Raw genomic sequence first — 24953 nt, forward strand, 5'->3', positions numbered from 1 at the left:
GTTCGGTGGGTTTGGGGCCCTCACGACAAGGATTGTGTGAATGACTAGCGCTACGCCACAAGACAATAATACTGATATCCTGGCCTGCACGATCAGTCGCGATGTTCAGAATTTCGATCTGTTGATCGAAGATATGGAAGCCGCACTGGGGGAACGTTGGGGCGACCTGGGATTCGCCGAAGCGCTTGCTTTCTTTAACCAACCCGAGGCCAACTCTCTGAACTTCGTAGCGCTGGCGATCGATGGCGAAGACGAAGATAACCTGACCCTGATGGGTGAAATCATCGCACAGGCCAAGGACAAGAATATTAAGGTTGTGTTGATCGCCGAAGATGTCACACCGGCCTCTCTTCATCAACTGCTTCGCAAGGGCGCGGACGAATTTGTTCCCTACCCTCTTCCAGAAGGGGAATTGCAGGAAGCGATCGAACGCATGAACAAGCCCGATCCGGTGGTTGTTGCGCAGGCTGCCGCGCCACTGGCGCAGGGCGAATCGAAGGAAGGGGCGCTGTTCGTCACGCACGGTCTGGCCGGAGGCGTAGGTTCAACCACTCTGGCGGTTAATCTGGCCTGGGAGCTTGCCACCGTTTCCGCCAAAGAGACCCCATCCGTCTGTCTTATCGATCTGGATCTGCAGTTCGGTACAGTTTCAACATATCTGGATCTTCCCCGCCGCGAGACAGTGTTTGAGATGTTGTCAGATACAGATTCCATGGACGACGATGTATTCGCGCAGGCGCTTCAAACCTTCGAGGAAAAGCTGCATGTGCTGACCGCGCCTTCTGATATGGTGCCGCTGGACCTGATCACCCCACAAGACATCGAGCGTGTGATTAACACGGCACGCCGTCAATTCGACTATGTGATCGTGGATATGCCCACCACATTGGTTCTCTGGTCCGAGACTATTCTGCAAGCCGCGCATGTGTATTTTGCACTGCTAGAGCTGGATATGCGATCTGCCCAGAACGCCCTGCGTTTGAAACGCGCACTCCAGGCGGAAGAATTGCCATTTAACAAACTGCGTTTCGCGCTTAATCGTGCGCCGAAGTTTACGGATCTGAATGGTAAAAGCAGGGTCAAGCGCATGGGCGAAAGCCTAGGCATTTCAATTGACCTGCATTTGCCCGATGGCGGCAAGCCAGTCATGCAAAGTGGAGATCACGGTCTGCCACTGGCCACTTCGGCAGCCAAGAACCCGCTGCGCAGGGAAATCGCGAAACTTGCGAAGTCGTTGCACAGTCTTGGCAGCAGCGACGCAGAAGCCGCGTAAAACAATCCCAGAGGGAGAGCCGCCGTGTTTTCAAGATACAAAAAGCAACCTGATGCGCAGCAAGTTCAGGCCACAGCCTCGGCCCCGGACACTGCACCGGTTGTTGAGAAACCGGCACCTTCAAACGCGGTCGCCCGCCGACCTGCTCAGAAGAAGGCCGCTGAACCGACCGGCACGGACCGCGAGCGCAAACGCAAAGAGCGTTTGGGCGAAATCAAGATCGAACTGCACCGCGAGCTTTTAGAGAACCTGAACCTTGCCGCGCTGGAAAACGCAGGCGAGTCCGATTTGCGTGCAGAAATCAGCGCGATTTCCAGCGAGATTCTGGAGACCCGCAATATTGTGCTGAACCGCGAGGATCGCACACAGCTAAACAAGGAATTGTACGACGAAGTCACCGGGCTGGGCCCACTGGAAGCGCTGCTACGAGACGATTCGGTCAACGACATTCTAGTCAACGGCCCACAGCAGATCTTTGTGGAACGGGACGGCAAGCTGGAAGTCAGCGACATCACCTTCAAGGACGAAAAGCACCTGATGCGGATCATCGACAAGATCGTGTCCGCTGTGGGTCGCCGGGTTGATGAATCCAACCCCTATGTTGACGCCCGCCTGGCCGATGGGTCGCGTTTCAACGCGATGGTGCCGCCGATTGCGGTCGATGGTTCGCTGGTCTCCATTCGTAAATTCAAAAAAGACAAACTGGCTATTGATGATCTGGTGAATTTCGGGGCGTTCACCGAAGAAATGGCCGCCTATCTTCAGGCCGCCGTGTCAACCCGGCTGAATATCATCGTGTCGGGCGGTACGGGTTCCGGTAAAACGACCACCCTGAACGCGCTGTCCAGCTTCATTGATGACGCCGAACGCATCCTGACGATCGAGGATACTGCGGAACTTCAGCTGCAACAGACTCATGTGGGCCGGATGGAAAGCCGCCCACCCAACGTGGAAGGCAAAGGTGAGGTCAGCCCGCGCGACTGTCTGAAAAACGCCCTGCGTATGCGTCCTGACCGCATCATCGTCGGCGAGACCCGTGGCGCCGAGGTTATCGACATGCTGCAGGCCATGAACACCGGCCACGACGGATCAATGACCACAATCCACGCCAACTCGGCCCGTGATGGGATTTCGCGTCTGGAAAACATGATCGCGATGGCCGGAATCGAGATGCCGATCAAAGCGGTCCGCAGCCAGGTTTCAAGCGCTGTGAACCTGATCGTTCAGGCCAGCCGCCTACAGGACGGTTCGCGCCGGATGACTTCGATCACCGAGATCACCGGCATGGAAGGTGATGTGATTTCAATGCAGGAAATCTTTCGCTTTCAACGTGTTGGCTTGACACCAGACAATAAGATCATCGGCCACTTCACAGCAACGGGTGTGCGCAGCCACTACTCGGAACGGTTCCGCCTGTGGGGCTTTGATCTGCCGACCGCCATTTATGAACCAACGACGATGTAGGAGATCCTGAGATGCAACTGCCTGTTGAGGCGCTTATTTATGTCGTGATCTTCGTTGGGGTGCTTCTCTTGGTTGAGGGCATCTATCTGGTTGCCTTCGGGAAATCCATCAGCCTCAACAGTCGGGTCAATCGCCGCCTCGAAATGCTCGACAAAGGTGTTGGGCGCGAGCAGGTATTGGAGCAGCTGCGCAAGGAAATGCAGCAGCACATGAAGACGCAAAGCATCCCGCTTTACTCTTTGCTGGCCGACAAGGCGCAGAAGGCCGCAATTGCCTTCAGCCCCCGACAGTTGATCATGATCATGGCGCTGGTGTCCGGCTTTGCCTTTGTGGGCCTGAGCATTGGCACCGCAACGGATACTCTTCTGAGAGTTGCCCTATCGGTCGGGATTGGCATTGGCGGCGTCTACGCCTGGGTAAACCACAAGGCCCAAAAGCGGATGGGCATGTTGGAAGAACAATTGCCTGACGCCGTGGAGCTGATGGTGCGCTCCCTGCGCGTCGGAAACCCTTTTATCTCGACGATCCAGGTTGTTGCGAACGAAGTGCAAGATCCGCTTGCGACCGAATTCGGTGTCATCGCCGACGAATGCGCCTATGGCCGCGACATAAGCGAAGCATTGAAAGACCTGGCAGAGCGGTTGGACATGCAAGACCTTCGGTTCCTGTCCGTCGCGGTTGGTATCCAGCAACAGTCCGGCGGTAACCTCGCCGAGATCCTGGCCGGTCTGGCCAAGGTGATCCGCGCGCGCTTTCGCCTGTTTCGCAGGGTTAAGGCCATCACCGCAGAGGCGAAGTGGTCAGGCAAGTTCCTGTCTGGTTTCCCATTGGCCTGCCTTCTGTTCATCATGATAAAAGATCCCGGGTATTATGATGAAGTTATTGATCATCCTTGGTTCATTCCGGCGTGTTTCTTTGTCGGTATCATGCTGACGCTGAACCTGATCGTCATGCGTATTCTTACCAACATCAAGGTCTGAGGGCATCGCTATGGAATTCCTGACCCAAATCAATAACCTGCTCAAAGAGCATCTAGGCGAACTCGGGCCGATTATCGTTGTTGGCGTGCTGGGGCTTTTACTGATCCTTGTCACTGTCGTGCTGATGGTGAATCAGCCAGAGGACCCTCTGAAGAAACTGCAGCGTTCAACCGCCAAACCCACGTCGGACAAGAAGTCTAAGAAAGATAAGCTTCGCAACGCTAGTCGAAATGAACAGCTTGAGAAATTTTCCACCTTCCTTGAGCCTCAGAACGAAGAAGAATTGTCGGCCATTCAGCTTAAGCTGCGTCAAGCCGGGTACCATTCCAAGGATGCCGTCAGGTTCTTCCACTTTGCACAGTTTGCCTTGGGAATCATTGGTATCCTGATCGGCGTTATGTTGGTGACAGTGCTTTCGGGAGAACAGGAATTCACAGGCTCGCAAATCGCAATCCGCGTCCTTGTTCCTGCCACTGCGGGTTACTTCTTGCCGCGCTACTGGATCACCAGACGCGTCGATGAAAGAAAAGAAGCTATCGTTTCGGGCTTTCCTGACACATTGGACTTGATGTTGGTCTGCGTCGAGGCGGGTCAATCGCTGGATCAGGCCATCGTCCGGGTTTCGGGCGAAATGAAAGCCTCTTACCCGGATATTGCGTATGAGTTCGAAGTCGTGGCCCAGGAAATGAAGGCAGGTAAGGACAAAGATACGGTCCTGCGCGACTTTGGTACACGTTGCGGCGTGCAGGATGTCAATTCCTTCGTGACCGTGATGATCCAATCCGCATCATTCGGGACATCTATTGCCGAGGCCCTTCGGGTTTACGCCGAAGAAATGCGTGACAAACGCGTGATGCGTGCAGAAGAGGCTGCGAATAAGTTGCCAACAAAAATGACACTTGCCACAATGATGCTGACGGTGCCGCCGTTGCTGGTCATTCTGGTCGGACCTTCGGCTAAGGGCATCGCGGATTTTGCAGGCTAAAAGCTAGATGTTGACAAATTTCAGGTGCATCCATCCCGGGGTACGCCACGTGCTTAAGGCCACTATGGTAATCGCCATAGTGGCCTCATGCACGGAAACCGGCGGGTCTGATGATTTGACCCCTCCTGGAATAGACCTCCAGGCAGAAGCTGAAAATGCGATAACGGTCGGAAACCGTCTGATGGTCGCCGGTGAATACGAGCTGGCACTTAAGTCCTTCTCTCGTGCAGCTTTGGAACAGGGGATGACGACAGAGGTTCTGACCTCGATGGGAACTGCCAATCTGGGGCTAAGACGCCTTGGGCAAGCTGAAGCCCTGTTGCGCCGTGCAGTGCAAGATGAACCGGATTGGTCCGTTCCGTGGAATAATCTGGGCGTTCTTCTGGTGGAACAGGGCGAATACCCTGAGGCTGCGCAGGTCTTTCGTCGCGCCTATGCGTTGGATAATGGCGAAAGTGACGCGATTCGTGACAATCTTCGGTTAGCACTCGCAAAAATGGAAAATCCTGATAATACTAATCCGGAAAAACAAGAATACACGTTGGAGCAGCTAGGCGACGGGCAATTCAAGCTGCGCAAGCTCCCGTAACAGAGGCAAGAGCAGTAAAGGACGCAAAATGCGCCATCCAATCTTGATTCCGTCACTCGTGATGTGCGGGCTGATCCTGTCGGCCTGTGAGAAAGAAACCGAAGAGGAAAAGGTCGAGCGCACATTTCAGGAGGTAAACGTCATTGACGAAACCAACCTGACCGAAGTTTTGCTGACTGCCGCTGACCCAAATGAAGCGGTGACCTATTTTAAGGGCGCGGCCGCAAAGAACCCCGGCCGGATTGATCTGCAACGGGGGCTTGCGATTTCCCTGGCACGGGCAAAACGAACGACCGAAGCAGCCGCCGCATGGAAAAAAGTGACAACCATGAAGGGCGCTCACAACGTCGACAAGGTTGAATATGCCGACGCTTTGGTGCGGTCCGGCAACTGGACCCAGGCCAAATCCGTTTTGGATTCCGTCCCCCCCACCTATGAGACATTCAAACGCTATCGCTTAGAAGCGGTGGTCGCCGATTCCAGAAAGGACTGGAAGCGCGCGGATCATTTTTATGAGACCGCGGTTGGCCTAACAACGCGCCCGGGCGGTGTCATGAACAATTGGGGTTACTCCAAGCTGACACGCGGTCAATACGACGAGGCCGAGCGCCTGTTCACCGAGGCGATCCGTCAGGACAAATCGCTGTTCACCGCCAAGAACAATCTGGTTTTGGCGCGGGCGGCACAGGGGAATTACAACATGCCCGTTGTCCCGATGTCACAGATCGAGCGGGCGATGCTGCTGAATACGATGGGGATTTCCGCAGTTAAGCAAGGCAATGTGACAACAGCCAAAAATCTGTTCCGCGAAGCCATTGCAACGCATCCTCAGCACTATGACGAAGCTGTTCGTTCGCTCCGCGCGCTCGAGGAAGCCTGAGGCATGTACATTCCTGCGGTAGCTGCGGCCTGGTTTTTACCGTTTGTTCTGCCCATCTGCTTTTACGTGGCGTTTACAGACCTGCGGGAAATGCTGATTAAAAACCACGCCGTGGTGGCGCTGGCTGTTGTGTTTGCCGTCATTGGGCTGTTTGTTTTGCCGCCATGGTCCATGCAATGGACCGGCGGCGGGATCGGTCCGATTACTGTTTCCCTTCCCCCTTATGTCTGGCAGTTGCTGCATATCGCAATCGTTCTTGTTCTGGGATTCCTGTTCAACGCAGCCGGGATCATGGGCGCTGGCGATGCCAAGTTTCTGGCGGCCGCGTCAGCGTTTGTTTGGGCCGGGGATTTCATGCTGGTCATAATGATTTTGATGTCGACCACCCTTGCTGGCTTTTTGACGCACAGATTGGCCAAACATACCGCGCTGAGCAGTATCGCGCCAAATTGGGAAAGCTGGAACCGCGACAAGCAGTTTCCCATGGGTTTCTCTTTGGGTGCCAGCTTGGCTATCTATCTGGCTCTGGGCACTGTTTACGGTTCGTAAACTATCATTTCTCCGCCGCTTCCCTGCCTTGGTGCTGACACAAAGCCCGGCCAGATTTTCCCCATGCAGCCCGGTTCAGGGCTTTTGGCGTGAATACTGGATAGACGGGCAACGCTCATGAACATGCAGACGACCTCGGTTATGGCCCCCCCTACCCCCAAAGGGCTGGGCGAAATGAAACTGCCCATCGTGATGATGCGGGACATTTTGCTGAAAACCATGTTTCGCAAGAATGTGGACACAGTCTCAGAGGTTGCAGACGCCATCTGTCTGCCCGGTGCCGTCACACAAGAGCTGATCGACATCTCACGCGAGCAAAAGCTGCTGGAGGCGACCGGTACGCTGAATGCGAACAGCGGAAATGAGATGGGGTATCAGCTGACCGATGCGGGCAAGGCACGTGCGTTGGACGCGCTAAGCCAATCGGAATACTTCGGTGCGATGCCGGTTCCGCTGGACGTCTATCGTGAACAGGTAAAACGGCAATCCATCCGCAACATTCAGGTGACACGCGACCAGCTGACCGGCGCAATGGGACATCTGGTTCTGCCCGACAGCCTTCTGGATCACCTCGGCCCTGCGGTCAGCGCTGGCCGGTCGATCCTGATGTATGGCCCTCCGGGGAACGGGAAATCCTCAATTTCAAACGGTATTCGGGATGCGCTTGGCGACAATGTCTATGTCCCGCGCGCCATCGAATATGCCGGCCAGGTGATCACGGTCTATGACCCTATTGTTCACACCGCCATAGAGCAGGAAGCCGACGATCCCAACAGCCTGCGCCGCCGCAAACGGTTCGACTCGCGCTATGTTCAGTGCGAACGCCCGACCGTCGTGACGGGTGGTGAACTGACGCTTGGTATGCTGGATCTGGTCTATAACCCGACCGCGCGGACCTATCAGGCACCCTTGCAGCTGAAGTCAACCGGCGGCATCTTCATCGTGGATGACCTAGGCCGTCAACAAGAGCCGCCGCAGGCGCTGATCAACCGCTGGATTGTTCCGCTGGAAGAAAACAAGGATATTCTGGGCCTGCAATCGGGCGAGAAGTTCGAAGTGCCATTTGACACGCTTGTCATCTTCTCGACCAACTTCCATCCGAACGAGATTTTTGACCAAGCGGCCCTGCGCCGGATCTTCTTTAAGATCAAGATTGGTGGCCCGAACCAGGAAGACTTCCTGAAGATCTTTGCAATGGTTGCCCGTAAACGCGGTATGCCGTTGGATGAGTCTGCGCTGGTGCATCTGTTGAAGGTCAAATACCCGACCATCAACAATGTCTACGCGAACTATCAGCCGATCTTCCTGATCGACCAGATGATCTCGATCTGTGAATTTGAAGGCATCCCCTATCAGATGAGTCCCGACCTGATCGACCGGGCCTGGGCCAACATGTTCGTCAAGGACGAGACGATCGTCAAATAACGCCGTGCCAATTCCCGACCGGGCCGGGTAATCTGCGCGCATGACGCCGATTCCCGCCCGGATCACTGACTGGTTTACCGCCAAGGGCTGGTCCATCCACCCACATCAACAGGATATGTTTGACCGGGCACAGGACCCGGCCACATTGCTGATTGCCCCGACCGGTGGTGGCAAGACCATGGCCGGATTTCTGCCCACGCTGGCTGAACTGGCGGATCGGCCACGCGACGGTCTTCATACGATCTATGTCTCGCCTCTAAAGGCGCTGGCGGCCGATATTCGCCGCAACCTGCGCGGCCCAGCCGATGAAATCGGCCTGCCCATCCGGATCGAAGACCGCACCGGAGACACATCAGCCACGCAAAAGAAACGCCAGCGCGTGGACCCGCCCCATATTCTGCTGACCACGCCCGAAAGTCTGGCCTTGTTGACCTCGTACGAGGACGCGCCGCGGATGTTTACCGGGGTACAGCGGATCATCGTCGATGAAATTCACGCTTTGGCCGAAAGCAAACGTGGAGATCAACTGATGCTGGCTTTGGCGCGGCTGCAAAGCCTGTGCCCCGACCTGCGCCGGGTCGGGCTGTCCGCTACGGTTGAAGATCCCGCAGCGATTGCGCGTTTTCTGGCCCGGCATCCTGACCCCTGTCAGATCATTCAGGCCGACCCCGGCCCTGACCCGGACATCCGGATGCTGGAAACGCAGGAAATGCCCCCCTGGTCAGGGGGCGGCGCGGCCTATTCGATACCGACAGTTCTGAAGCAGATCAAACAGCACAAGACCACGCTGATCTTTCACAACACCCGTGCGCAGGCCGAGATTTTCTTTCATAACCTCTGGCTGGCCAATGATGATGCTCTGCCCATCGGCATCCATCACGGCAGCCTGGACCGGCAACAACGGGAACGGGTCGAGGCCGCCATGGTACGCGGTGACCTAAGGGCGATTGTCTGCACCGGAAGTCTGGATCTGGGTATCGACTGGGGGGATGTGGATCTGGTGATCCAGATCGGTGCGCCCAAGAACGTCAAACGGCTGGTGCAACGGATCGGCCGTGCGAACCACCGCTATAACGCCCCGTCCAAGGCCCTGTTGGTGCCTGCCAACCGCTTTGAGGTTGTCGAATGCGTCGCCGCGCTTGAGGCTGCCAAAGCACATGATCTGGACGGCGAGCCGCGCGGCCCCGGCCCCCGGGACGTGTTGTGCCAGCATATCCTGATCGCAGCAGCGGCAGGTCCGTTTCAGGCGGATGCACTGTTTGCGGAAATGACAGCCGCTGGCCCCTATGCGCGTCTCACCCGTGCTGAATTTGACGCCTGTCTGACGTTCTGCGCGACCGGCGGTTATGCGCTGCGGGCCTATGACCGCTGGCAACGGCTGCAACAGCGGCCGGACGGACAGTGGCAATTGCGCGATCCGCGCGCGGCACAGCGTATTCGGATGAACCTGGGCACAATTCAGGACACCGACACGCTGAAGGTCCGCCTGAAACGCAATCGCGGTGGCAAACCCCTGGGTGAGGTCGAAGAGGCCTTTGCAGCCTCGCTGACACCCGGCGATACGTTTCTGATCGGTGGGCAGATCGTGCGCTATGAGGGCCTGCGCGAGATGGTGGTCGAAGTCAGCCGCCGTGCAGATCGCAAACCCAAGATCGCCACGTTTTCGGGCACCAAATTTGCAACCTCAACACAGCTGAGCGATCGTATTCTGCGGATGTTTGCGCAGCCCGATTGGCCGCAGCTGCCGTCCCATACCGCCGAATGGTTGGCCCTGCAGCGGGATATGTCACGCCTTCCGCATCGCGACCGCCTGTTGATCGAAAGCTTTCCCAATGACGGGCGCGAACATCTGTGTGTCTATGGGTTCGCGGGACGCAACGCGCAACAGACCCTGGGCCTGTTGCTGACAAAACGGATGGAAGAGACGGGCCTGGCACCGCTTGGGTTCGTGGCGACCGACTATGCCACCCTGATCTGGGGTCTGGACGCCGTGACCGACCCCCGCCCCCTGTTTCAGCCGGATGCCCTGCGCGACGGGCTAGAGATCTGGCTGGCCGGCAACGCGGTGATGAAACGGACCTTTCGCGCCTCGGCCACCATTGCCGGTCTGATCGAACGGAACACCGGCGGGCAGCGCAAAAGCGGGCGGCAGGCCACGTTTTCATCGGATATCCTGTATGACACGCTTCTGAAATACGATCCCGAGCACCTGCTGATGCAGATCACACGCGAAGAAGCGATGCGTGGGCTGGTAGATTTCGGCCGGATCGAAGACATGCTGGCCCGCATCGGCGATCGGATCGACCTGATACGGTTAGACCGGGTTTCTCCCCTGGCCGCGCCGCTGTTTCTTGAAGTTGGAAAAATCCCGGTCAAAGGCGCCGCCGAAGAACGGTTGCTGGCCGAGGAAAGCGAACGTCTTCTTAGGGCTGCGGGATTGGCCGCCAGCTAATTCATCTTGTGTTGCAATGGCAATAGGATAAAGAACGTAGCATGAACAAGGTGACGTTTTCCTTTGCTGATCAAACGCTGTTCGCATTGGCATCCGGTGCGCTGTGGTGGCCGGACAAATGCCTGTTATGCGTGTCCGATCTGCATCTTGGGAAATCGGAGCGGCTGGCGCGACGGGGCGGCCCGACGCTGCCGCCTTATGACAGCCAAGACACGCTGACCCGGCTGGCCGCAGATATCGCCAGGACCGGGGCAGAAACGGTCATTTGCCTTGGCGACAGTTTCGATGATCTGGACGCTTCGGTTGCAATTGGCGCTGCGGAAAAGCAGAACATCATAACGCTGCAAGCGGGCCGCCGCTGGATCTGGATCGAAGGCAATCACGACCCCGGCCCGATTGATCTGGGTGGGGCGCATCTGTCCGAATACATGCTCGGCCCCCTGACCTTTCGGCATATAGCGCAGCATGGCGCGCGGGCCGAGGTTTCCGGCCATTTCCACCCCAAAGCCCGGCTAAGGGCAGGAAACCGATCCATCACCCGCCCCGCCTTTTTGGTGGATGACACGCGCCTGATTCTGCCCGCCTACGGCACCTATACCGGCGGCTTGCACAGCTCAGCCCCGGCACTGAACGGGCTGATGGGCGAACGGGCATTGGCCATCCTGACAGGTCCCCAGCCGCAGATCATACCGATGCCACGATAGCCCGGCTCAGATCACGCCGTCCTGCTCCAACATGGGTTTATATTTGCGGCTGACTGGGACCAGCTCATCGTTTCTAAGCCGCACAAACGTTTTACCGTCCTTCTTCTCGACTCCGGTGATTGCATCATCACTCACCCAATGTGATCTGTGGGTGCAATGCCCCTTCATCGGCTCCATCTCGGTAATGGCATCGGTAAACCGTGATCGGATGGAAAATGTCCCTTCCGAGGTCACAACATCAACGGAATGGTCCCGAACTGTCAGCCGATAAATCTGCCCGTTGAACGTTTCCGGCAGCCGTTTCATCAAGCGCGGTGATTGTGGGGCCTCGGCCACCGGCGGTTTTGCAGGCTCGCGGCCTTGTACCAGAACCAGACCAGTCGCAAAAAGCGCACCGTATGACGCCACGGACAAGACATCGGGGGCCTGCTGCCCACCCGCCATGAACAATAACCACGACATCATCCAAAGCGCGGGCACAAACAGTGCCAAAACCACCAAGATCAACGTGGCATCGCGCAATGAAAAATGCGCATCGGCGAAATATTTCTGTGTCAGCTTTCCAGAAACCCATGTCACGCACAAAGCAAGCATGGTGACGCCGACCCAGAACACAAGCCGCAGGGAAAATGGCAGATGCATATGTGGGAACGGCTGCAACACAAAGGCCAGCAACGGCAGGAAAACGAGGCCTGCAAACATCCTTAGCGGTGTAAATTCGGCCAGTAGCAGACGCAGGTTATTCGTCATAACAACTCAACAACAAAGGCCACCAGGTCCCAACCTACTTCCCGGAAACATACGCCTTAACTTCGTAACCGGCTGGGAATACTGACTTATCACCGTTTCAAGCGTATTCAAACCCTGTCATACGAAACTTTACTTCATCTTAATGAAACAATCAGGCCAGAGAGTGCGCGCACCCCCCGGCCTGAATTTCGTGTTAAATGCACCTTTCGGCGGCAATTATCAGGCTGTCAGCCCCTCGGGCTCTGGCAGGCCGTTTGCGCGGCAGCACGCAGTCACTGTGTTCGCCAGCAGGCACGCGATGGTCATCGGGCCGACGCCGCCGGGCACTGGCGTGATCGCGCCTGCGTTTTCGGATGCGCTGGCATAGTCCACATCGCCCACAAGCTTGTTCTTACCGTCCCGTTCAATCCGGTTGATGCCCACGTCGATGACGGTGGCGCCTTCCTTGATCCAATCGCCAGGCACCATTTCCGGGCGACCAACAGCTGCGACCACGATATCAGCGCGGCGGACTACGTCTGGCAAATCCTTTGTGCGCGAATGCGCGATGGTCACGGTGCAGCTGTCACCCAGCAACAGTTGCGCCATCGGCTTGCCCACAATATTCGAACGGCCAATGATAACCGCATCCATGCCGGAAATCGAACCGTGGTGGTCGCGCAGCATCATCAGGCAACCCAGCGGCGTGCAGGGCACCATCGACTTCTGACCCGTGCCCAACAAGCCCACGTTTGAGATGTGAAAGCCATCCACATCCTTGGCCGGATCAATAGAGTTGATCACCAGATCTTCGTTCAGGTGCTTGGGCAGCGGCAACTGGACCAGAATGCCATGAACGGCCGGATCATTGTTCAGCTTGTCGATCAGCGCCAGAAGATCTTCTTCCGAAGTCTCAACATCCAGCTTGTGCTCGTACGAGTTCATGCCGACCTCGACGGTCATTTTGCCCTTGGAGCGCACGTAGACCTGGCTGGCCGGATCTTCGCCCACCAGAACCACGGCCAGACCCGGCGTGATTCCGTTTTCTTCCTTCAGCTTTGCAACCTGATCGGCCACCTGCGTCCGAACCTTGGCCGCGAACGCTTTGCCGTCGATGACTTGTGCTACCATTCTTTGATCCCTTCTTTCAAAAAGCGGATCGGGCGCAAAAAGCGCCCGCATCTTCAGTCAGAGCCGAGCACGCGTTCTTCGCGGGCAATCGACCAGTCAATCAATATACGCCACAGATTTTCGGCAAGATCGGGGTCCATGCCCAGCTCACCGGAACTTGTGCGTACGCGCTGCACCACTTGTTCGACACGCTCTGGGATGCGGGCGGGCAGCCCCTCGCCGGGTTTCAGCTCGGACGCGCGGTCAATGTAGCCTGCACGCGTCACCAGCATTTCGATCAGTTGGCGATCCAGCTTGTCGATCTGAGGCCGCAATTCCTGCATTGAGTGACAGTCTTGCGGCGGTATCAGAGTGGGCATTTTAATCTCCTGCGGCCCGGGGATTTCCCCGGACCACGAGATGTATCATTCGGGCGCTTAGAACAAGCCCTCGATCTCACCTGCGTCATTGAGGCAGATGGCTTCGGCCGCAGGTTTGCGGGGCAGACCGGGCATGGTCATGATCTCACCACAGACAACGACGATGAAACCGGCACCGGCAGACAGGCGAACCTCACGCACCGGAACCGAGTGGCCGGTGGGCGCGCCGCGCAGGGTCGGATCGGTCGAGAACGAATACTGCGTCTTTGCCATGCAGACCGGCAGGTTACCGTATCCCGCATCTTCCCATTCGCGCAGCTGGTTGCGGATCTTGTTGTCCGCCAGCACCTCGTCCGCGCGGTAGATACGCTTGGCGATGGTTTCGATCTTTTCGAACAGCGGCATGTTGTCGGGATAGATCGGTGCAAAGTTGGCCGAGCCGCCTTCGACGATTTCCACAACTTTCTCGGCCAGCGGCGCGGACCCTTCCGAACCCAGTTCCCAGTGGCGCGACAGGACCGCCTCAACCCCATGATCGGTGCAGTAATCCTTGACCGCCTGCACTTCGCCATCCGTATCGGTGACGAAGTGATTGATCGCAACTACAACCGGCACGCCGAAGGATTTGACGTTCTCGATGTGGCGGCCCAGGTTGGCACAGCCCGACTTGACCGCATCAACGTTTTCCGCGCCCAGATCAGCCTTGGCGACGCCGCCATTCATCTTCATCGCGCGCACGGTGGCGACCAGCACCACAGCGGACGGTGCGATGCCTGCCTTGCGGCATTTGATGTTCATGAACTTCTCAGCGCCCAGATCGGCACCGAAACCAGCCTCTGTCACGACGTAGTCCGCGACCTTCAAAGCCGTCTTGGTGGCAATGACAGAGTTACAACCGTGCGCGATGTTGGCAAACGGACCGCCGTGAACAAAGGCCGGGTTGTTTTCCAGCGTCTGCACCAGGTTCGGTTGCATCGCGTCCTTCAGCAGCACGGTCATCGCGCCTTCGGCTTTGATGTCGCGGCAATAGACCGGGGTCTTGTCGCGGCGGTAGGCCACGATGATGTCGCCCAGACGCTTTTCCAGGTCCTTCAGGTCGTTGGCCAGACACAGGATCGCCATGACCTCGGATGCCACGGTGATGTCAAAGCCGGTTTCGCGCGGGAAGCCGTTGCTGACACCGCCCAGGGAGGCCGTGATCTGGCGCAGCGCGCGGTCGTTCATGTCGACCACACGACGCCATGCGACGCGGCGGATGTCGATCTCGCACTCGTTGCCCCAGTAGATGTGGTTGTCGATCATCGCCGACAGCAGCGAATGGGCCGAGGTGATAGCGTGGAAATCACCGGTGAAGTGCAGGTTCATTTCCTCCATCGGAACAACCTGCGCGTAACCGCCACCCGCAGCGCCGCCCTTCATGCCAAAGTTCGGACCAAGCGAGGCTTCGCGGATACAAATCATCGCGTTTTTGCCGATGCGGTTCAGACCGTCACCCAAACCTACAGTAGTTGTGGTCTTACCCTCACCCGCGGGGGTCGGGTTGATCGCGGTCACCAGAATCAGCTTGCCGTCTTCGCGGTCCTGAACCGAGTTGATGAAGTCCTGGCTGACCTTGGCCTTGTCGTGGCCGTAGGGCAGCAGATCGTCGCTGGAGATGCCAATCTTGGCGCCGATCTCTTGAATTGGCTTCTTGTTCGCTTCGCGGGCGATTTCGATATCGGATTTATAGCTCATTGGGCAGGGTCCCTGATTGAATGCCGTGCAAAACCGACGCATAGAGTCGGCGCTGCTCAATCCATACCGTTGTGTACAATCGCAATGAATAGGGATTCCGACATAATCGTGCCGTGAAACGGCGTCACATGCCACCAGCGTCAATCAAACGAAAACGTGTAGGCCGTTAGGGTGCCCAATTCCGCTGATCTGGCACAAACAACGTCATCCGGTCCGCCAGTTTCAACGTGCCCGGTCTTTCGACCCAGGCGGTGACACCACGACGGTTCTGTGCGGCAGGCTTGAACGCTTTGCCATATCCCGGGCGATCCGCTTCGATCTCGCGCCCTGGCAATATGCAGGGGCGGTTTTCCATATCCACCGTGATCGTCAGACCATCGGCCACCTGCAAGCGCGAGGATGGGGGGATATGCGTGAAATCCGGAATGCCACGCAGAACGATCGACGCCCCCAAATGCGACGGGTCCATTGCATCCATGCCCATTTCCGACGCGATGGCCTCCAGTTCCTCGGCGGACAAAACCGAAAGCTGTCGCACATTACGAATTTCGGTCCCCTCCGGATAAAGGTTTCTGACCCGAACGCAGGCGGCGCGATTGACGCCTTCGTGGCGCGCGCCCTGGTCACCTTCAAAGCCCAGTTCCAGGCTGTCGGCGGCTTGTGCTCTGCGGGTTGTTCCAGCAGGGACATGGCCCAACCATACAACTTCGGCCCTAAACTCCGTTTCGCGCAATACTGGCATTGAATCTCTTCCTAAAATCAATTTCCTGGATGACGTTATTGGGCATCTGCATCCGGATGCAAAGGTCAAACAAAAAAGACCCGGGACATTGCCCGGGTCTGATTCTTCAGGCCGAAGGTTCCGGCTCCATCCCGCCGTCGGGCGGGGTTTTCTTGACCTTGGTTTTCGGAATGGCGGTCACGCTGGGTGCGCTTCCCTCATCCGGCTTGTCACCTTCGTCGTCACCTTCGCTGGGTGATTCGCCATTCATGACGCGCTTGATCTCATCCCCGGTCAGGGTTTCATATTCCAGCAGACCCTGCGCCAGACGTTCCCAACCTTCGTTCTTTTCGGTCAAAATTTCGTGGGCACGTTCATAGCCTTGTTGGATCAGGCGCTTGACCTCTTCCTCGATCAGTTCCTTGGTATGGGCCGAAACCGAGAAACCGGCGGTGTTACCCGAATATCCATCATGCGCCTCGGCATAGTCGATATTGCCGACCTTGTCCGACATGCCCCAGCGCATCACCATCGCACGCGACAGCTGGCTGGCCTGCATGATGTCACCGGCCGGACCGTTCGAGACGTGATCTTCGCCGTATTTGATAACCTCGGCCGCCTTACCGGCCATGGTCATGGCCAGCTTTTGCTCGCACTCATCACGGTGATAGTTCAGGCGATCCATTTCAGGCAGCGACACCACCATACCCAGCGCACCACCGCGCGGGATGATCGTCGCCTTATAGACCGGATCGCACAGCGGCAGGCTCAGGCCCACAACGGCGTGGCCAGCCTCGTGATAGGCGGTCTTTTCCTTTTGGTCCTGGGTCAACACCATCGAGCGGCGCTCGGCCCCCATCATCACCTTGTCCTTGGCGTTCTCGAAATCTTCCATGGTGACAAAGCGACGCCCCACGCGCGCGGCCATCAATGCGGCTTCGTTCACAAGGTTGGCCAGATCAGCACCCGAAAAACCCGGCGTTCCGCGCGCAATAATGCGCAGATCGACATCGGGGCCCAGAGGGGTCTTGCGGGCGTGGACACCCAGAATTTTCTCGCGGCCTTTGATGTCGGGGTTGCCGACGGTCACGTTGCGATCGAACCGGCCCGGACGCAGCAGCGCAGGGTCCAGAACATCCTTACGGTTGGTGGCGGCCAGAATGATGACGCCCTCATTGGCCTCGAACCCGTCCATCTCGACCAGCAACTGGTTGAGGGTCTGTTCGCGTTCATCGTTACCGCCGCCGTAACCTGCGCCACGATGGCGACCCACGGCGTCGATTTCGTCGATAAAGACGATACAGGGCGCGTTTTTCTTGGCCTGTTCGAACATATCGCGGACTCGGGACGCACCAACACCCACGAACATTTCAACAAAGTCAGAACCCGAGATGGTGAAGAACGGCACACCCGCCTCACCCGCAATTGCGCGGGCCAGCAGTGTCTTACCGGTGCCCGGAGGGCCAACCAGCAGCGCGCCCTTGGGGATTTTACCACCAAGACGCGAGAACTTCTGCGGGTTGCGCAGGAATTCAACAATCTCTTCCAGCTCTTCCTTGGCTTCGTCGATTCCCGCCACGTCATCAAAAGTTACGCGGCCATGTTTCTCGGTCAGCATCTTGGCCTTGGATTTGCCAAAGCCCATCGCGCCGCCTTTGCCGCCGCCTTGCATCCGGTTCATGAAATAGACCCAGACGCCGATCAGCAGCAGGAAGGGCAGCAGCGTGATCAGGAAGGATTGGAACCCGGATTGCTGTTGCTTGACCGCTTCGACCGGAATCTTTTCGTCGATCAGCAGTTTGGTGACCTCGGCATCGCCGGGCTTGATGGTGACATAGGTCGCACCGCTTTGCGTGCTATAGCGAATCTGTTCGCCGTCCAGCGTCACTTTTTTGACTTCGCCGCCCTCAACCGCGGAGACAAAATCAGAATAGGTTCTTTCATTGCTCTGAAGTGAACCGCCTGGTCCGCTGAACAAGTTGAATAGTGCAAGGATCAGCAAAAACAGAACGACCCAGAAGGCGATATTACGAGCGTTGCCCAAGGAAAAACTCCCAAAAGATTTCGGCAGATGGGGAACTGCCGGGTTGCTCCTTAAAATAGAGATGATTCAAGCAGGTTCAATGCGATAAAAGCGATTGGTAAAACTCGGGCGTTTCCGCAGTGAATTCAGCCACCCATCCATTGGAATACCCCGCCAGCGGTGCCGCCAACACATTTTCCCCCTGCCAAACGGCGGGCGAGGCCAAAAGCGCCTTGCGCGGCTTACTCAGGGCGCGCCAGTCTGGAACCTGCGGCAAACCGGCCTCGCCAAGCGCGCCGACCCGGGCATCAGGTGTCTGGGGACCGGCCAGAACCCACCGTTTGTCCCACGGTTTTTCCGGCATCACGGATTCCCCGGCTACCGCGTTTAGCTCCCTGCAAAACCACGTTTTATCGCCTTGCGGAAGCAGCAGACAGCCCGCCAAAGTCAGGGTTCGCCCCTCTTGGACCGCGGCCAAAGCCTGATCCAGCGATGACTGGCGTGGCGGATAACCCTGCCCCGCAATCCACGCGATGATGCCAACCACCATCCGCCGCTGAATCTCGTTGGGCAGCGCTTCAAATCCGCGACGCTCGATATAGATATCGCCGCTGTCCACCACAGCAATCTTGCGGGCGGAATCCTGCGTATAGCGCGCCAAAGCCTCGCGGGCTTGTGCAAGATTTTGCGCAACGCGAGTCAAAGATTTCGCGGTTATTCCCAACACATCCAGACCTGAAAGGGCCTCACGGGCTTTGATCCGGTCAAATCGGAGGTCGTGATTCGAAGGGTCCTCGATCCATTCCACGCCGCACTCGGACAAATATTGCCGCAGCTGCTCGCGTGTGATTCCCAACATCGGGCGCAGCAGACTTACCCCGTCATAATCTCGTGTGTCGGGCATACCCGATAGACCAGTCACGCCAGACGCCCGGCCCAGGCGCATCAAAAAAGTCTCGGCCTGATCATCTGCCGTATGGCCCAAAACTATCGCGCCAACCGCATGGCGATGTGCCCAGTTGGTCAACAGATCATATCGCGCCTGTCGGGCCTGATCCTGAAGGTTCCCTGCCCCGTCCCAGCCCTGCCACCTTAGGGTCTCATGCGGAATGCGCAGATGCGCCGCCTGTTCGGCAACGCGGGCGGCTTCGGCCGGGGCCTCGGGGCGTAGGCCGTGGTCCACCGTGGCCACAAGCAATTCGACCTGCTCGTACTGCGCAATCTCGTGCAGCAGATGCATCAGGGCCACCGAATCGCCACCGCCAGACACCGCCACGCCCAAGCGCGGCGGCAGGGTTTCCGGCAGCCGCGCGCGAAGTTCGGAGCGTAGGTTTTCGGCTCGGGCGGTCAAGAACAGCCCAAAGACGCCATTTCCTGCGTCGCATCAGCCACCGAGCCTGAGGCAGGAAACCGCACGCCGACTTCGGACAGGGTGATGCACGCCTGATCGGTTTGCCCCAGACGTCCCAAAGCGGCCCCAAGTTTGAACAGGGCTTCGGGCGCTAGCGCGCCCTCAGAATCACCGGTGAAACTGGCCAGAAACGCCCGCGCGGCCTCACGCGTGTCGCCCAGACCTTCCAACGCCTGTCCGCGTCTCAGATGGGCCTCGGGGGCCAACGGGCTGCCGGGATAAGAGGTGTCGAACTGTGTGAACTGATCAGCGGCAGCCTGAAAGTTTCCATCAGCCAGCGTCTGTGCCGCCGTATTGAAATCCGCCTGTTCGCCAACGGCAAGCTCACCTTGTCCGGACACGGACGGGGTCACTGGCGTTGGCGGCGTTGCAGCCGTAATCTGCGTTTCCCCACCAAGGGTCGAGGTCTCACCCAGTGTGCTCAGGTCGCCGCCTTCCAGCTCAACCAACCGGAATTCCAGATCACCGATCCGGTTTGTTCCGTCCGTCACTACATTCTGGACCCGCTGGTTCAACTGTTCGGTCTGGCTGGTCAGGCGCTGCAACTCGGCCTCGATCGCGTCGACGCGTTCCAGGACAGAACTGCCGGACAGGTTTGGAGAAGGGGTGCCAGTCGTCGAGAATTCACGCTTCAGGCGCTGAATTTCCACATGCAGCACCGTCAGCTCCTGACGGATATCCGCCAGGGTTTGCTGATCTTGTGCCTTCGCCACACCGGCGGTCGTAACGACCGCGGCCAAAACCCATCCTGCAATCCGCATCGTCTTACCCTAACGTTGAACCGGTCAGCACCGTTACCGCGCGGCGGTTCTTGGAATAGCATTCCTCGGTGCTGCAAATCTCAATCGGGCGTTCCTTGCCAAAGCTGACCGTGGTCAGACGATTGCCCGCCACCCCGCGCGAGATCAGGTATTCGCGGGCCGCATTCGCCCGGCGCGCGCCCAGCGCAAGATTGTATTCGCGCGTACCCTGTTCATCTGCATGGCCTTCGATCTTGGCCACAAAATCAGGGTTGGCCAGCAACCAGCTTGCCTGCCCTTCCAGAACCGTCTGGGCCTGTGGCGACAAGGTGGATTGGTCCACGGCAAACAGCACACGATCCCCAACCGTTTGCTGGAAATACGCCGGCGAGCGCGGATCGCTGGGTGAACCCGGCGAGATCGCACCATTGCCCCCTGCCCCACCGCCCAAAGCTGACGGATCATTGTTTGTGCAGGCGGCGATTACACTCAACGCGCCCAAAGCTATGACTTTGCCCAATAGATTCATTTCAAGTGCCTCATCGTTTTATCGGTTTATTACTGTCTGTGTTATCACAGTGCCGATTTATTGTGAACTTTTCCAACGCCCTGCCACGGTCAATTCTGCAATGGCCCCCATGACGGGTCGCTACCGCCATCCGGGGTGCGGACCGGACGCAGGTTGCGGCCTGAGATATCCACCGAATACAGCGTCGACCGACCACTTGCACCCTGCGTTTCGCGGGTGAACATGATGACACGGCCATTAGGTGACCATGTCGGCCCTTCGTCCAGGAAGGATGAGGTCAACAGACGCTCTTCGCTGCCGTCAACGCGCATGACGCCAATGTGGAACCGGCCCTTGTTTTGCTTGGTAAACGCAACCAGATCACCGCGCGGCGACCAGACCGGCGTGCCATAGCGCCCCTGACCGAAACTGATGCGGGTCGCCTCTCCGCCGTTTGCCGGCATGATATACAGCTGTGGCGTGCCCGAACGGTCGCTTTCGAACACGATCTGCGCGCCGTCCGGCGAATAGCTGGGCGCGGTTTCAATCGCTGGCGTGTTGGTCAAGCGCACGCTTTGCCCCGATGCCAGATCCATCTTCCACAGATCAGTATTGCCACCTTGGATCAGCGAATACACAATCGAACGCCCGTCCGGGGAAAAGCGCGGGGAGAAGCTCATCGTGCCGTCCTGGGTTTTCAGCTCGCTCTGTTTGACGCGGTCGACGTCCAGAACATAAATGCGCGGCTGTCCTGTTTCATAGCTGGTGTACAGCAACCGGTCGCCCGTCGGGGAAAAGCGCGGGGCCAGAACGATCGCGGCGCTGTCAGTCAGATACTGCACGTTTGCGCCGTCATAATCCATGATCGCCAGCCGTTTCAGACGTTGGTTCTTGGGACCGCTTTCCGACACAAAGGCCACCCGGCTGTCGAAATACCCACCTTCGCCAGTCAGACGGCTATAGACCTGATCGGACACCTTGTGGGCCATGCGCCGCCAGCCCTCGGTCGTGCCGGAAAATTGCAGGCCATTCCCCAGCTCTTGACCTGCGAACACGTCCCACACACGGAACCGCACGGTCAGACGATTGCCCGAAACATTCACGGCCCCGGTAACCAGAGCCTGCGCATTGATGGCCTTCCAATCCGCGAATTGCACCGGTGCCTCAAAACTGCTGACACGGCTGATGAACGCGTCCGACGATATTTCACGGAACAACCCGGTGCCCGTCAGATCCGCTGCGACAACCCGCGAGATGTCCTGCGCGTATTGCGCCGCCGCAGGACCGTCAGGGACAAAATTCGGTGCCGCGAATGGCAAAGGTTCGATCACACCAATATCCAAATCAAGGCGAAGCGGTCCGTTCTGGGCGTATACCGGCGCTGTCAATAACGTCAGGCCAAGCAACAGGCTGGTCAGAAGTCTCATCATTTGATCCGCATCCTCTCGGGATTGAATGTAATCTCAATATCTTGCCACTGCTCGTATTTGTCAGCAGGCAGCTGGTATCCTTTGGCTCCACAGCGCAATACCGCCCGGCGCGCAGCCTGGTAAGCCTGATCCACCGAACCGGGCGTACCACCAGAACTGTCCAGCAGTTTCAGGCTTCCGCCTTCAACCTTTCCGTCCCGCGTCAATGAAAAACCAACCACAACAATAGTGTTGAGCGCATCAGTAGACAGCGCACCGACGTTCCAGCATTGGGAGACCGCCAGACGCATGGCATTTTTCTCACCAATGGTCAGTGGCGGGCCAGAGGGTTCGTCGCTTTGCTCCAGGGCTTCGGCCAGCGCATCGTTGATCGCGGCCTCATTGCTTGGCGCAGGTTCGGGCGGGGTCGGCTCTTGATCCTCGGCCACTTCGGGTTGCGCCGGAGGCGTGGGGCGATTTGGTCGGACCCGTGGGCGCGGCGAGGTGCGCGGGGCGTATTCTTCAACCTCTTCAGCCTCAGTCACAATTTCATCGGTTGCTTCTTCCTGAGCGGTCTGGTCCTGCTGTTCTTGCTGTGTCTCTGCGCCTTCATCCAGCGATACGGCCGGCGTTTCCACGTCATCAGGTTTGACATCCGGCGGCGGCGGAGCAATCGGTTCCGGCGCGACCTTGTCTGCCGGGCGCGGCTGCGCCTCGGGCCCGGGTGGTGCGGGCAGCACCTCTGTCACCGGTTCAGGTGGTTCAAGCGTGGGGGGCTCTTCGACGGCTTCGGGCTCGGGTGGGGCTTCGACGGCTTCGGGCACCGGATCGGGCTCGGGCTCGGGTGGTGTGGCAACCTCTGGCCGGGGCTGTTCTTCTTCGACCGGCTGGGGGGCACTGATTTCGTCTTCGGGCGGTTCGGGTTCCTGCAATGCAGCAGGGGTCGGAACTTCGGGCGCATTGCGCTGTGCGGTCAGCACGTCAAATTGCTCAGCGGAAATCACGGACACTTCCTGTACCGCCATGGGCAAGGGTTCGGACCGGAAGGTGCCGCCAAACAGCGCCCATCCAATCAAACTGACGTGGGCAATCGCCGAGATCCTGGTGCCGGTATCCACCGCGCGGCCTCACTCTCCACCTTCGTCGAACGTCGGGCCGCCGGTGTCGGTGACAAGCCCCACATTGGAAAACCCGCCCGCATTCAGCGCACCCATGACCTGCATCACCTGCGCGTAAGGGATCGCACCATCGGCACGCAGGAATACGCGGTCACTGCTACGCTCGGACGCGATGGCGCGCAGCTTGCCGATCAGTTCTTCGCGCAAAACATCCGTGGTTTGAATCTGCACCTGCCCTTCGGCAGTCAGCGTCACAGTCAGCGGCTCTTCGTTATCGCCGGGCAAGGCGCTGGCGGCCGTCTTGGGCAGGTCGACAGGGACACCTACGGTCAACAAAGGGGCCGCCACCATGAAAATGATCAACAACACCAGCATGACGTCAACAAAAGGCGTCACGTTGATCTCAGCCATCGGCTGCGCGCGACCGCGACGCCGACCGCGTCTGCGCCCGTTCCCGCCTGATGATTGTTGAACCGCCGCACCCATGTCAGCTGTCCAACTGACGCGACAGGATAGTGGCAAATTCGTCGGCAAACGCTTCATAGCCGCCAACGATCCGATCACTGTCGGCGCTGAGCTTGTTGTAGAAAATCACCGCCGGGATCGCAGCCAGCAGGCCCAGACCGGTGGCCAGCAAAGCCTCGGCAATGCCCGGCGCCACAACGGCCAGGTTGGTATTTTGCTGCTCGGCAATCTCGATAAAGGCGTTCATGATGCCCCAGACTGTGCCGAACAGGCCAACAAACGGCGCGGTCGAACCGACCGTGGCCAGGATCGGCAGGCCCTTTTGCAATGTCTCGGATTCTTTTGCGATCGCCACATCCATCGAGCGGTCAATCCGCGCCGTGGCCCCCGCGATCAGCCCGCCATCGGTGCGGTGCGACCTGCGCCATTCGATCATACCGGCGGCAAATATCTTTTCCGAACTGCCGTCCGGCTGCGTGCCGGTCTGCTCAAACAGCTCATCCAGAGGGTTGCCGGACCAGAAAGATTCATCGAACACCTGCGCTTCGCGCCGCGCGGCACGATAGTTGATCAGCTTTTGCACGATGATCGACCAGGACCAGAATGATGCGACGATCAGCATCAACATCACCAGTTTTACGATAAAGGTTGCGCGGGCAAATAGCCCCCACATGGAGAAGTCGATCTCCTGCGCCAGCGCCAGCGTTTCAGCTTCCATGAACCTGCTCTTTGTTTTGCCTGATGGCCGTTTGTCTGGCCTTGTTTTTTCAAACGCTACCGTAGATGGCCATGAATTGCCATCAGAACCACCCCGGCCTTTCAAATTGTTACATCAATGCGCGAATCTCTGCCGGAAGCCGCATGGGTTTGCCCTGCGCATTCATACAGACCGCCGTGACGGTGGCCCGAAAAATCTCGACCTCGCCCCTTTTGATGACCTGCCCCATGGACAGCCGAACGCCCGAGATTGAAACAACCCAGGTTTCAACCGTCAGCTCGTCATCAAATTTCGCGGCGGCCAGATAATCCGCTTCGATCCGGCGCACGACCCAGACAATCCCCGCGTCGCGCATGGCGTTCTGGTCATTGCCTAATTGCCGCACATATTCAGACCGCGCGCGTTCGATGAATTTCAGGTAGTTCGCGTGATAGACCACGCCCCCCATATCGGTGTCTTCGTAATAGACCCGGATCGGAAAAACATGTGTCCGATGTTTGATGGGGTTCTCGGTCATGGTTGCAGATCCGGCGCTTAAGTTGCTTCAGGCTTTCGGGCTGGGGACGTGCCTCAGCCCCTCACAGTT

The 24953-nt window shown here is 58.0% G+C and carries 24 protein-coding genes; 10 read left to right on the top strand and 14 right to left on the bottom strand.

Annotated elements, in window-relative coordinates; translation table 11 throughout:
• Positions 1-40 precede the first annotated feature (40 nt).
• From JT51_RS08535 to pdeM, 10 genes are all read left to right on the top strand, one after another.
• The gene (locus JT51_RS08535) at positions 41-1273 is read left to right on the top strand and encodes an AAA family ATPase (protein ID WP_037310700.1); all 1233 of its coding nucleotides are present in this window, start codon (positions 41-43) and stop codon (positions 1271-1273) included.
• Positions 1274-1297: 24 nt separating this feature from the next.
• Positions 1298-2737: a CpaF family protein gene (locus JT51_RS08540; protein WP_037310701.1), complete on the top strand. Its 1440-nt coding sequence runs from the start codon at positions 1298-1300 to the stop codon at positions 2735-2737.
• An 11-nt stretch (positions 2738-2748) separates the two neighbouring features.
• Positions 2749-3717, top strand: coding sequence for a type II secretion system F family protein (locus tag JT51_RS08545; RefSeq protein WP_037310702.1), 969 nt, complete (start codon positions 2749-2751; stop codon positions 3715-3717).
• A 10-nt stretch (positions 3718-3727) separates the two neighbouring features.
• On the top strand, positions 3728-4702 hold the full coding sequence (locus JT51_RS08550) for a type II secretion system F family protein (protein ID WP_037310704.1): 975 nt from the start codon (positions 3728-3730) through the stop codon (positions 4700-4702).
• 64 nt (positions 4703-4766) lie between these two features.
• Positions 4767-5291: a tetratricopeptide repeat protein gene (locus tag JT51_RS08555; RefSeq protein ID WP_081894659.1), complete on the top strand. Its 525-nt coding sequence runs from the start codon at positions 4767-4769 to the stop codon at positions 5289-5291.
• Positions 5292-5319: 28 nt separating this feature from the next.
• On the top strand, positions 5320-6171 hold the full coding sequence (locus tag JT51_RS08560; protein ID WP_037310711.1) for a tetratricopeptide repeat protein: 852 nt from the start codon (positions 5320-5322) through the stop codon (positions 6169-6171).
• A 3-nt stretch (positions 6172-6174) separates the two neighbouring features.
• Positions 6175-6720 carry a prepilin peptidase gene (locus JT51_RS08565; RefSeq protein WP_037310715.1) on the top strand — a complete coding sequence of 182 codons (546 nt, stop codon included), beginning with the start codon at positions 6175-6177 and terminating at the stop codon, positions 6718-6720.
• Positions 6721-6837: 117 nt separating this feature from the next.
• Entirely contained in the window at positions 6838-8145 is a 1308-nt protein-coding gene (locus JT51_RS08570) for an ATP-binding protein (protein WP_037310718.1), read from the top strand.
• A 40-nt stretch (positions 8146-8185) separates the two neighbouring features.
• Complete coding sequence (locus tag JT51_RS08575) at positions 8186-10597, top strand: ligase-associated DNA damage response DEXH box helicase (protein ID WP_037310721.1); 2412 nt, start codon at positions 8186-8188, stop codon at positions 10595-10597.
• Between the two features lie 41 nt (positions 10598-10638).
• Positions 10639-11301 (top strand): ligase-associated DNA damage response endonuclease PdeM, encoded by a 663-nt coding sequence (gene pdeM / locus JT51_RS08580; RefSeq protein ID WP_037310724.1) that lies wholly within the window; start codon positions 10639-10641, stop codon positions 11299-11301.
• 6 nt (positions 11302-11307) lie between these two features.
• Here the strand turns inward: pdeM and JT51_RS08585 are convergent, their stop codons facing one another.
• The 14 genes from JT51_RS08585 to ybgC form a co-directional block, all read right to left on the bottom strand.
• Entirely contained in the window at positions 11308-12051 is a 744-nt protein-coding gene (locus JT51_RS08585; RefSeq protein WP_037310727.1) for a LytTR family DNA-binding domain-containing protein, read from the bottom strand.
• A 219-nt stretch (positions 12052-12270) separates the two neighbouring features.
• Positions 12271-13161 (bottom strand): bifunctional methylenetetrahydrofolate dehydrogenase/methenyltetrahydrofolate cyclohydrolase FolD, encoded by an 891-nt coding sequence (folD, locus tag JT51_RS08590; protein ID WP_037311967.1) that lies wholly within the window; start codon positions 13159-13161, stop codon positions 12271-12273.
• A gap of 53 nt (positions 13162-13214) precedes the next feature.
• On the bottom strand, positions 13215-13520 hold the full coding sequence (locus JT51_RS08595; protein WP_037310730.1) for a chorismate mutase: 306 nt from the start codon (positions 13518-13520) through the stop codon (positions 13215-13217).
• 57 nt (positions 13521-13577) lie between these two features.
• Complete coding sequence (locus JT51_RS08600; protein ID WP_037310733.1) at positions 13578-15254, bottom strand: formate--tetrahydrofolate ligase; 1677 nt, start codon at positions 15252-15254, stop codon at positions 13578-13580.
• Positions 15255-15420: 166 nt separating this feature from the next.
• Positions 15421-15996 carry an MOSC domain-containing protein gene (locus JT51_RS08605; protein ID WP_037310737.1) on the bottom strand — a complete coding sequence of 192 codons (576 nt, stop codon included), beginning with the start codon at positions 15994-15996 and terminating at the stop codon, positions 15421-15423.
• Positions 15997-16102: 106 nt separating this feature from the next.
• Positions 16103-18019 (bottom strand): ATP-dependent zinc metalloprotease FtsH, encoded by a 1917-nt coding sequence (ftsH, locus tag JT51_RS08610; RefSeq protein WP_037310738.1) that lies wholly within the window; start codon positions 18017-18019, stop codon positions 16103-16105.
• A 76-nt stretch (positions 18020-18095) separates the two neighbouring features.
• A complete protein-coding gene (gene tilS / locus JT51_RS08615; protein WP_152563317.1) occupies positions 18096-19349 on the bottom strand; it encodes a tRNA lysidine(34) synthetase TilS in 1254 nt (417 codons plus the stop codon).
• Positions 19346-20170 (bottom strand): tol-pal system protein YbgF, encoded by an 825-nt coding sequence (ybgF, locus tag JT51_RS08620; protein ID WP_037310741.1) that lies wholly within the window; start codon positions 20168-20170, stop codon positions 19346-19348. Before ybgF ends, tilS begins: the two co-directional genes overlap by 4 nt.
• A gap of 4 nt (positions 20171-20174) precedes the next feature.
• Positions 20175-20678, bottom strand: a complete 504-nt coding sequence (gene pal / locus JT51_RS08625; RefSeq protein ID WP_037310744.1) for a peptidoglycan-associated lipoprotein Pal — start codon at positions 20676-20678, stop codon at positions 20175-20177.
• A gap of 89 nt (positions 20679-20767) precedes the next feature.
• Complete coding sequence (gene tolB, locus JT51_RS08630) at positions 20768-22087, bottom strand: Tol-Pal system beta propeller repeat protein TolB (protein ID WP_037310746.1); 1320 nt, start codon at positions 22085-22087, stop codon at positions 20768-20770.
• Complete coding sequence (locus JT51_RS08635; protein WP_037310749.1) at positions 22084-23184, bottom strand: energy transducer TonB; 1101 nt, start codon at positions 23182-23184, stop codon at positions 22084-22086. Before JT51_RS08635 ends, tolB begins: the two co-directional genes overlap by 4 nt.
• 9 nt (positions 23185-23193) lie before the next feature.
• Positions 23194-23670 carry a protein TolR gene (gene tolR / locus JT51_RS08640; protein WP_037310752.1) on the bottom strand — a complete coding sequence of 159 codons (477 nt, stop codon included), beginning with the start codon at positions 23668-23670 and terminating at the stop codon, positions 23194-23196.
• Between the two features lies 1 nt (position 23671).
• Positions 23672-24367: a protein TolQ gene (tolQ, locus tag JT51_RS08645; RefSeq protein ID WP_037310756.1), complete on the bottom strand. Its 696-nt coding sequence runs from the start codon at positions 24365-24367 to the stop codon at positions 23672-23674.
• A gap of 109 nt (positions 24368-24476) precedes the next feature.
• Complete coding sequence (gene ybgC / locus JT51_RS08650) at positions 24477-24884, bottom strand: tol-pal system-associated acyl-CoA thioesterase (protein ID WP_037310758.1); 408 nt, start codon at positions 24882-24884, stop codon at positions 24477-24479.
• Positions 24885-24953 lie beyond the last annotated feature (69 nt).

Source organism: Ruegeria halocynthiae, assembly GCF_000743705.1.
Taxonomy (GTDB): Bacteria; Pseudomonadota; Alphaproteobacteria; order Rhodobacterales; family Rhodobacteraceae; genus Ruegeria; species Ruegeria halocynthiae_B.

Coding starts and splice junctions, on each gene's coding strand:
- ybgC (WP_037310758.1), bottom strand. CDS start 24,884: ATGACCGAGAACCCCATCAAACATCGGACACATGTTTTTCCGATCCGG.
- tolQ (WP_037310756.1), bottom strand. CDS start 24,367: ATGGAAGCTGAAACGCTGGCGCTGGCGCAGGAGATCGACTTCTCCATG.
- ybgF (WP_037310741.1), bottom strand. CDS start 20,170: ATGCGGATTGCAGGATGGGTTTTGGCCGCGGTCGTTACGACCGCCGGT.
- JT51_RS08565 (WP_037310715.1), top strand. CDS start 6,175: ATGTACATTCCTGCGGTAGCTGCGGCCTGGTTTTTACCGTTTGTTCTG.
- folD (WP_037311967.1), bottom strand. CDS start 13,161: ATGGTAGCACAAGTCATCGACGGCAAAGCGTTCGCGGCCAAGGTTCGG.
- pal (WP_037310744.1), bottom strand. CDS start 20,678: ATGAATCTATTGGGCAAAGTCATAGCTTTGGGCGCGTTGAGTGTAATC.
- JT51_RS08600 (WP_037310733.1), bottom strand. CDS start 15,254: ATGAGCTATAAATCCGATATCGAAATCGCCCGCGAAGCGAACAAGAAG.
- JT51_RS08555 (WP_081894659.1), top strand. CDS start 4,767: ATGGTAATCGCCATAGTGGCCTCATGCACGGAAACCGGCGGGTCTGAT.
- JT51_RS08595 (WP_037310730.1), bottom strand. CDS start 13,520: ATGCCCACTCTGATACCGCCGCAAGACTGTCACTCAATGCAGGAATTG.
- JT51_RS08550 (WP_037310704.1), top strand. CDS start 3,728: ATGGAATTCCTGACCCAAATCAATAACCTGCTCAAAGAGCATCTAGGC.
- tolR (WP_037310752.1), bottom strand. CDS start 23,670: ATGGGTGCGGCGGTTCAACAATCATCAGGCGGGAACGGGCGCAGACGC.
- JT51_RS08605 (WP_037310737.1), bottom strand. CDS start 15,996: ATGCCAGTATTGCGCGAAACGGAGTTTAGGGCCGAAGTTGTATGGTTG.
- JT51_RS08570 (WP_037310718.1), top strand. CDS start 6,838: ATGAACATGCAGACGACCTCGGTTATGGCCCCCCCTACCCCCAAAGGG.
- pdeM (WP_037310724.1), top strand. CDS start 10,639: ATGAACAAGGTGACGTTTTCCTTTGCTGATCAAACGCTGTTCGCATTG.
- JT51_RS08560 (WP_037310711.1), top strand. CDS start 5,320: ATGCGCCATCCAATCTTGATTCCGTCACTCGTGATGTGCGGGCTGATC.
- tolB (WP_037310746.1), bottom strand. CDS start 22,087: ATGATGAGACTTCTGACCAGCCTGTTGCTTGGCCTGACGTTATTGACA.
- JT51_RS08535 (WP_037310700.1), top strand. CDS start 41: ATGACTAGCGCTACGCCACAAGACAATAATACTGATATCCTGGCCTGC.
- JT51_RS08585 (WP_037310727.1), bottom strand. CDS start 12,051: ATGACGAATAACCTGCGTCTGCTACTGGCCGAATTTACACCGCTAAGG.
- JT51_RS08575 (WP_037310721.1), top strand. CDS start 8,186: ATGACGCCGATTCCCGCCCGGATCACTGACTGGTTTACCGCCAAGGGC.
- JT51_RS08545 (WP_037310702.1), top strand. CDS start 2,749: ATGCAACTGCCTGTTGAGGCGCTTATTTATGTCGTGATCTTCGTTGGG.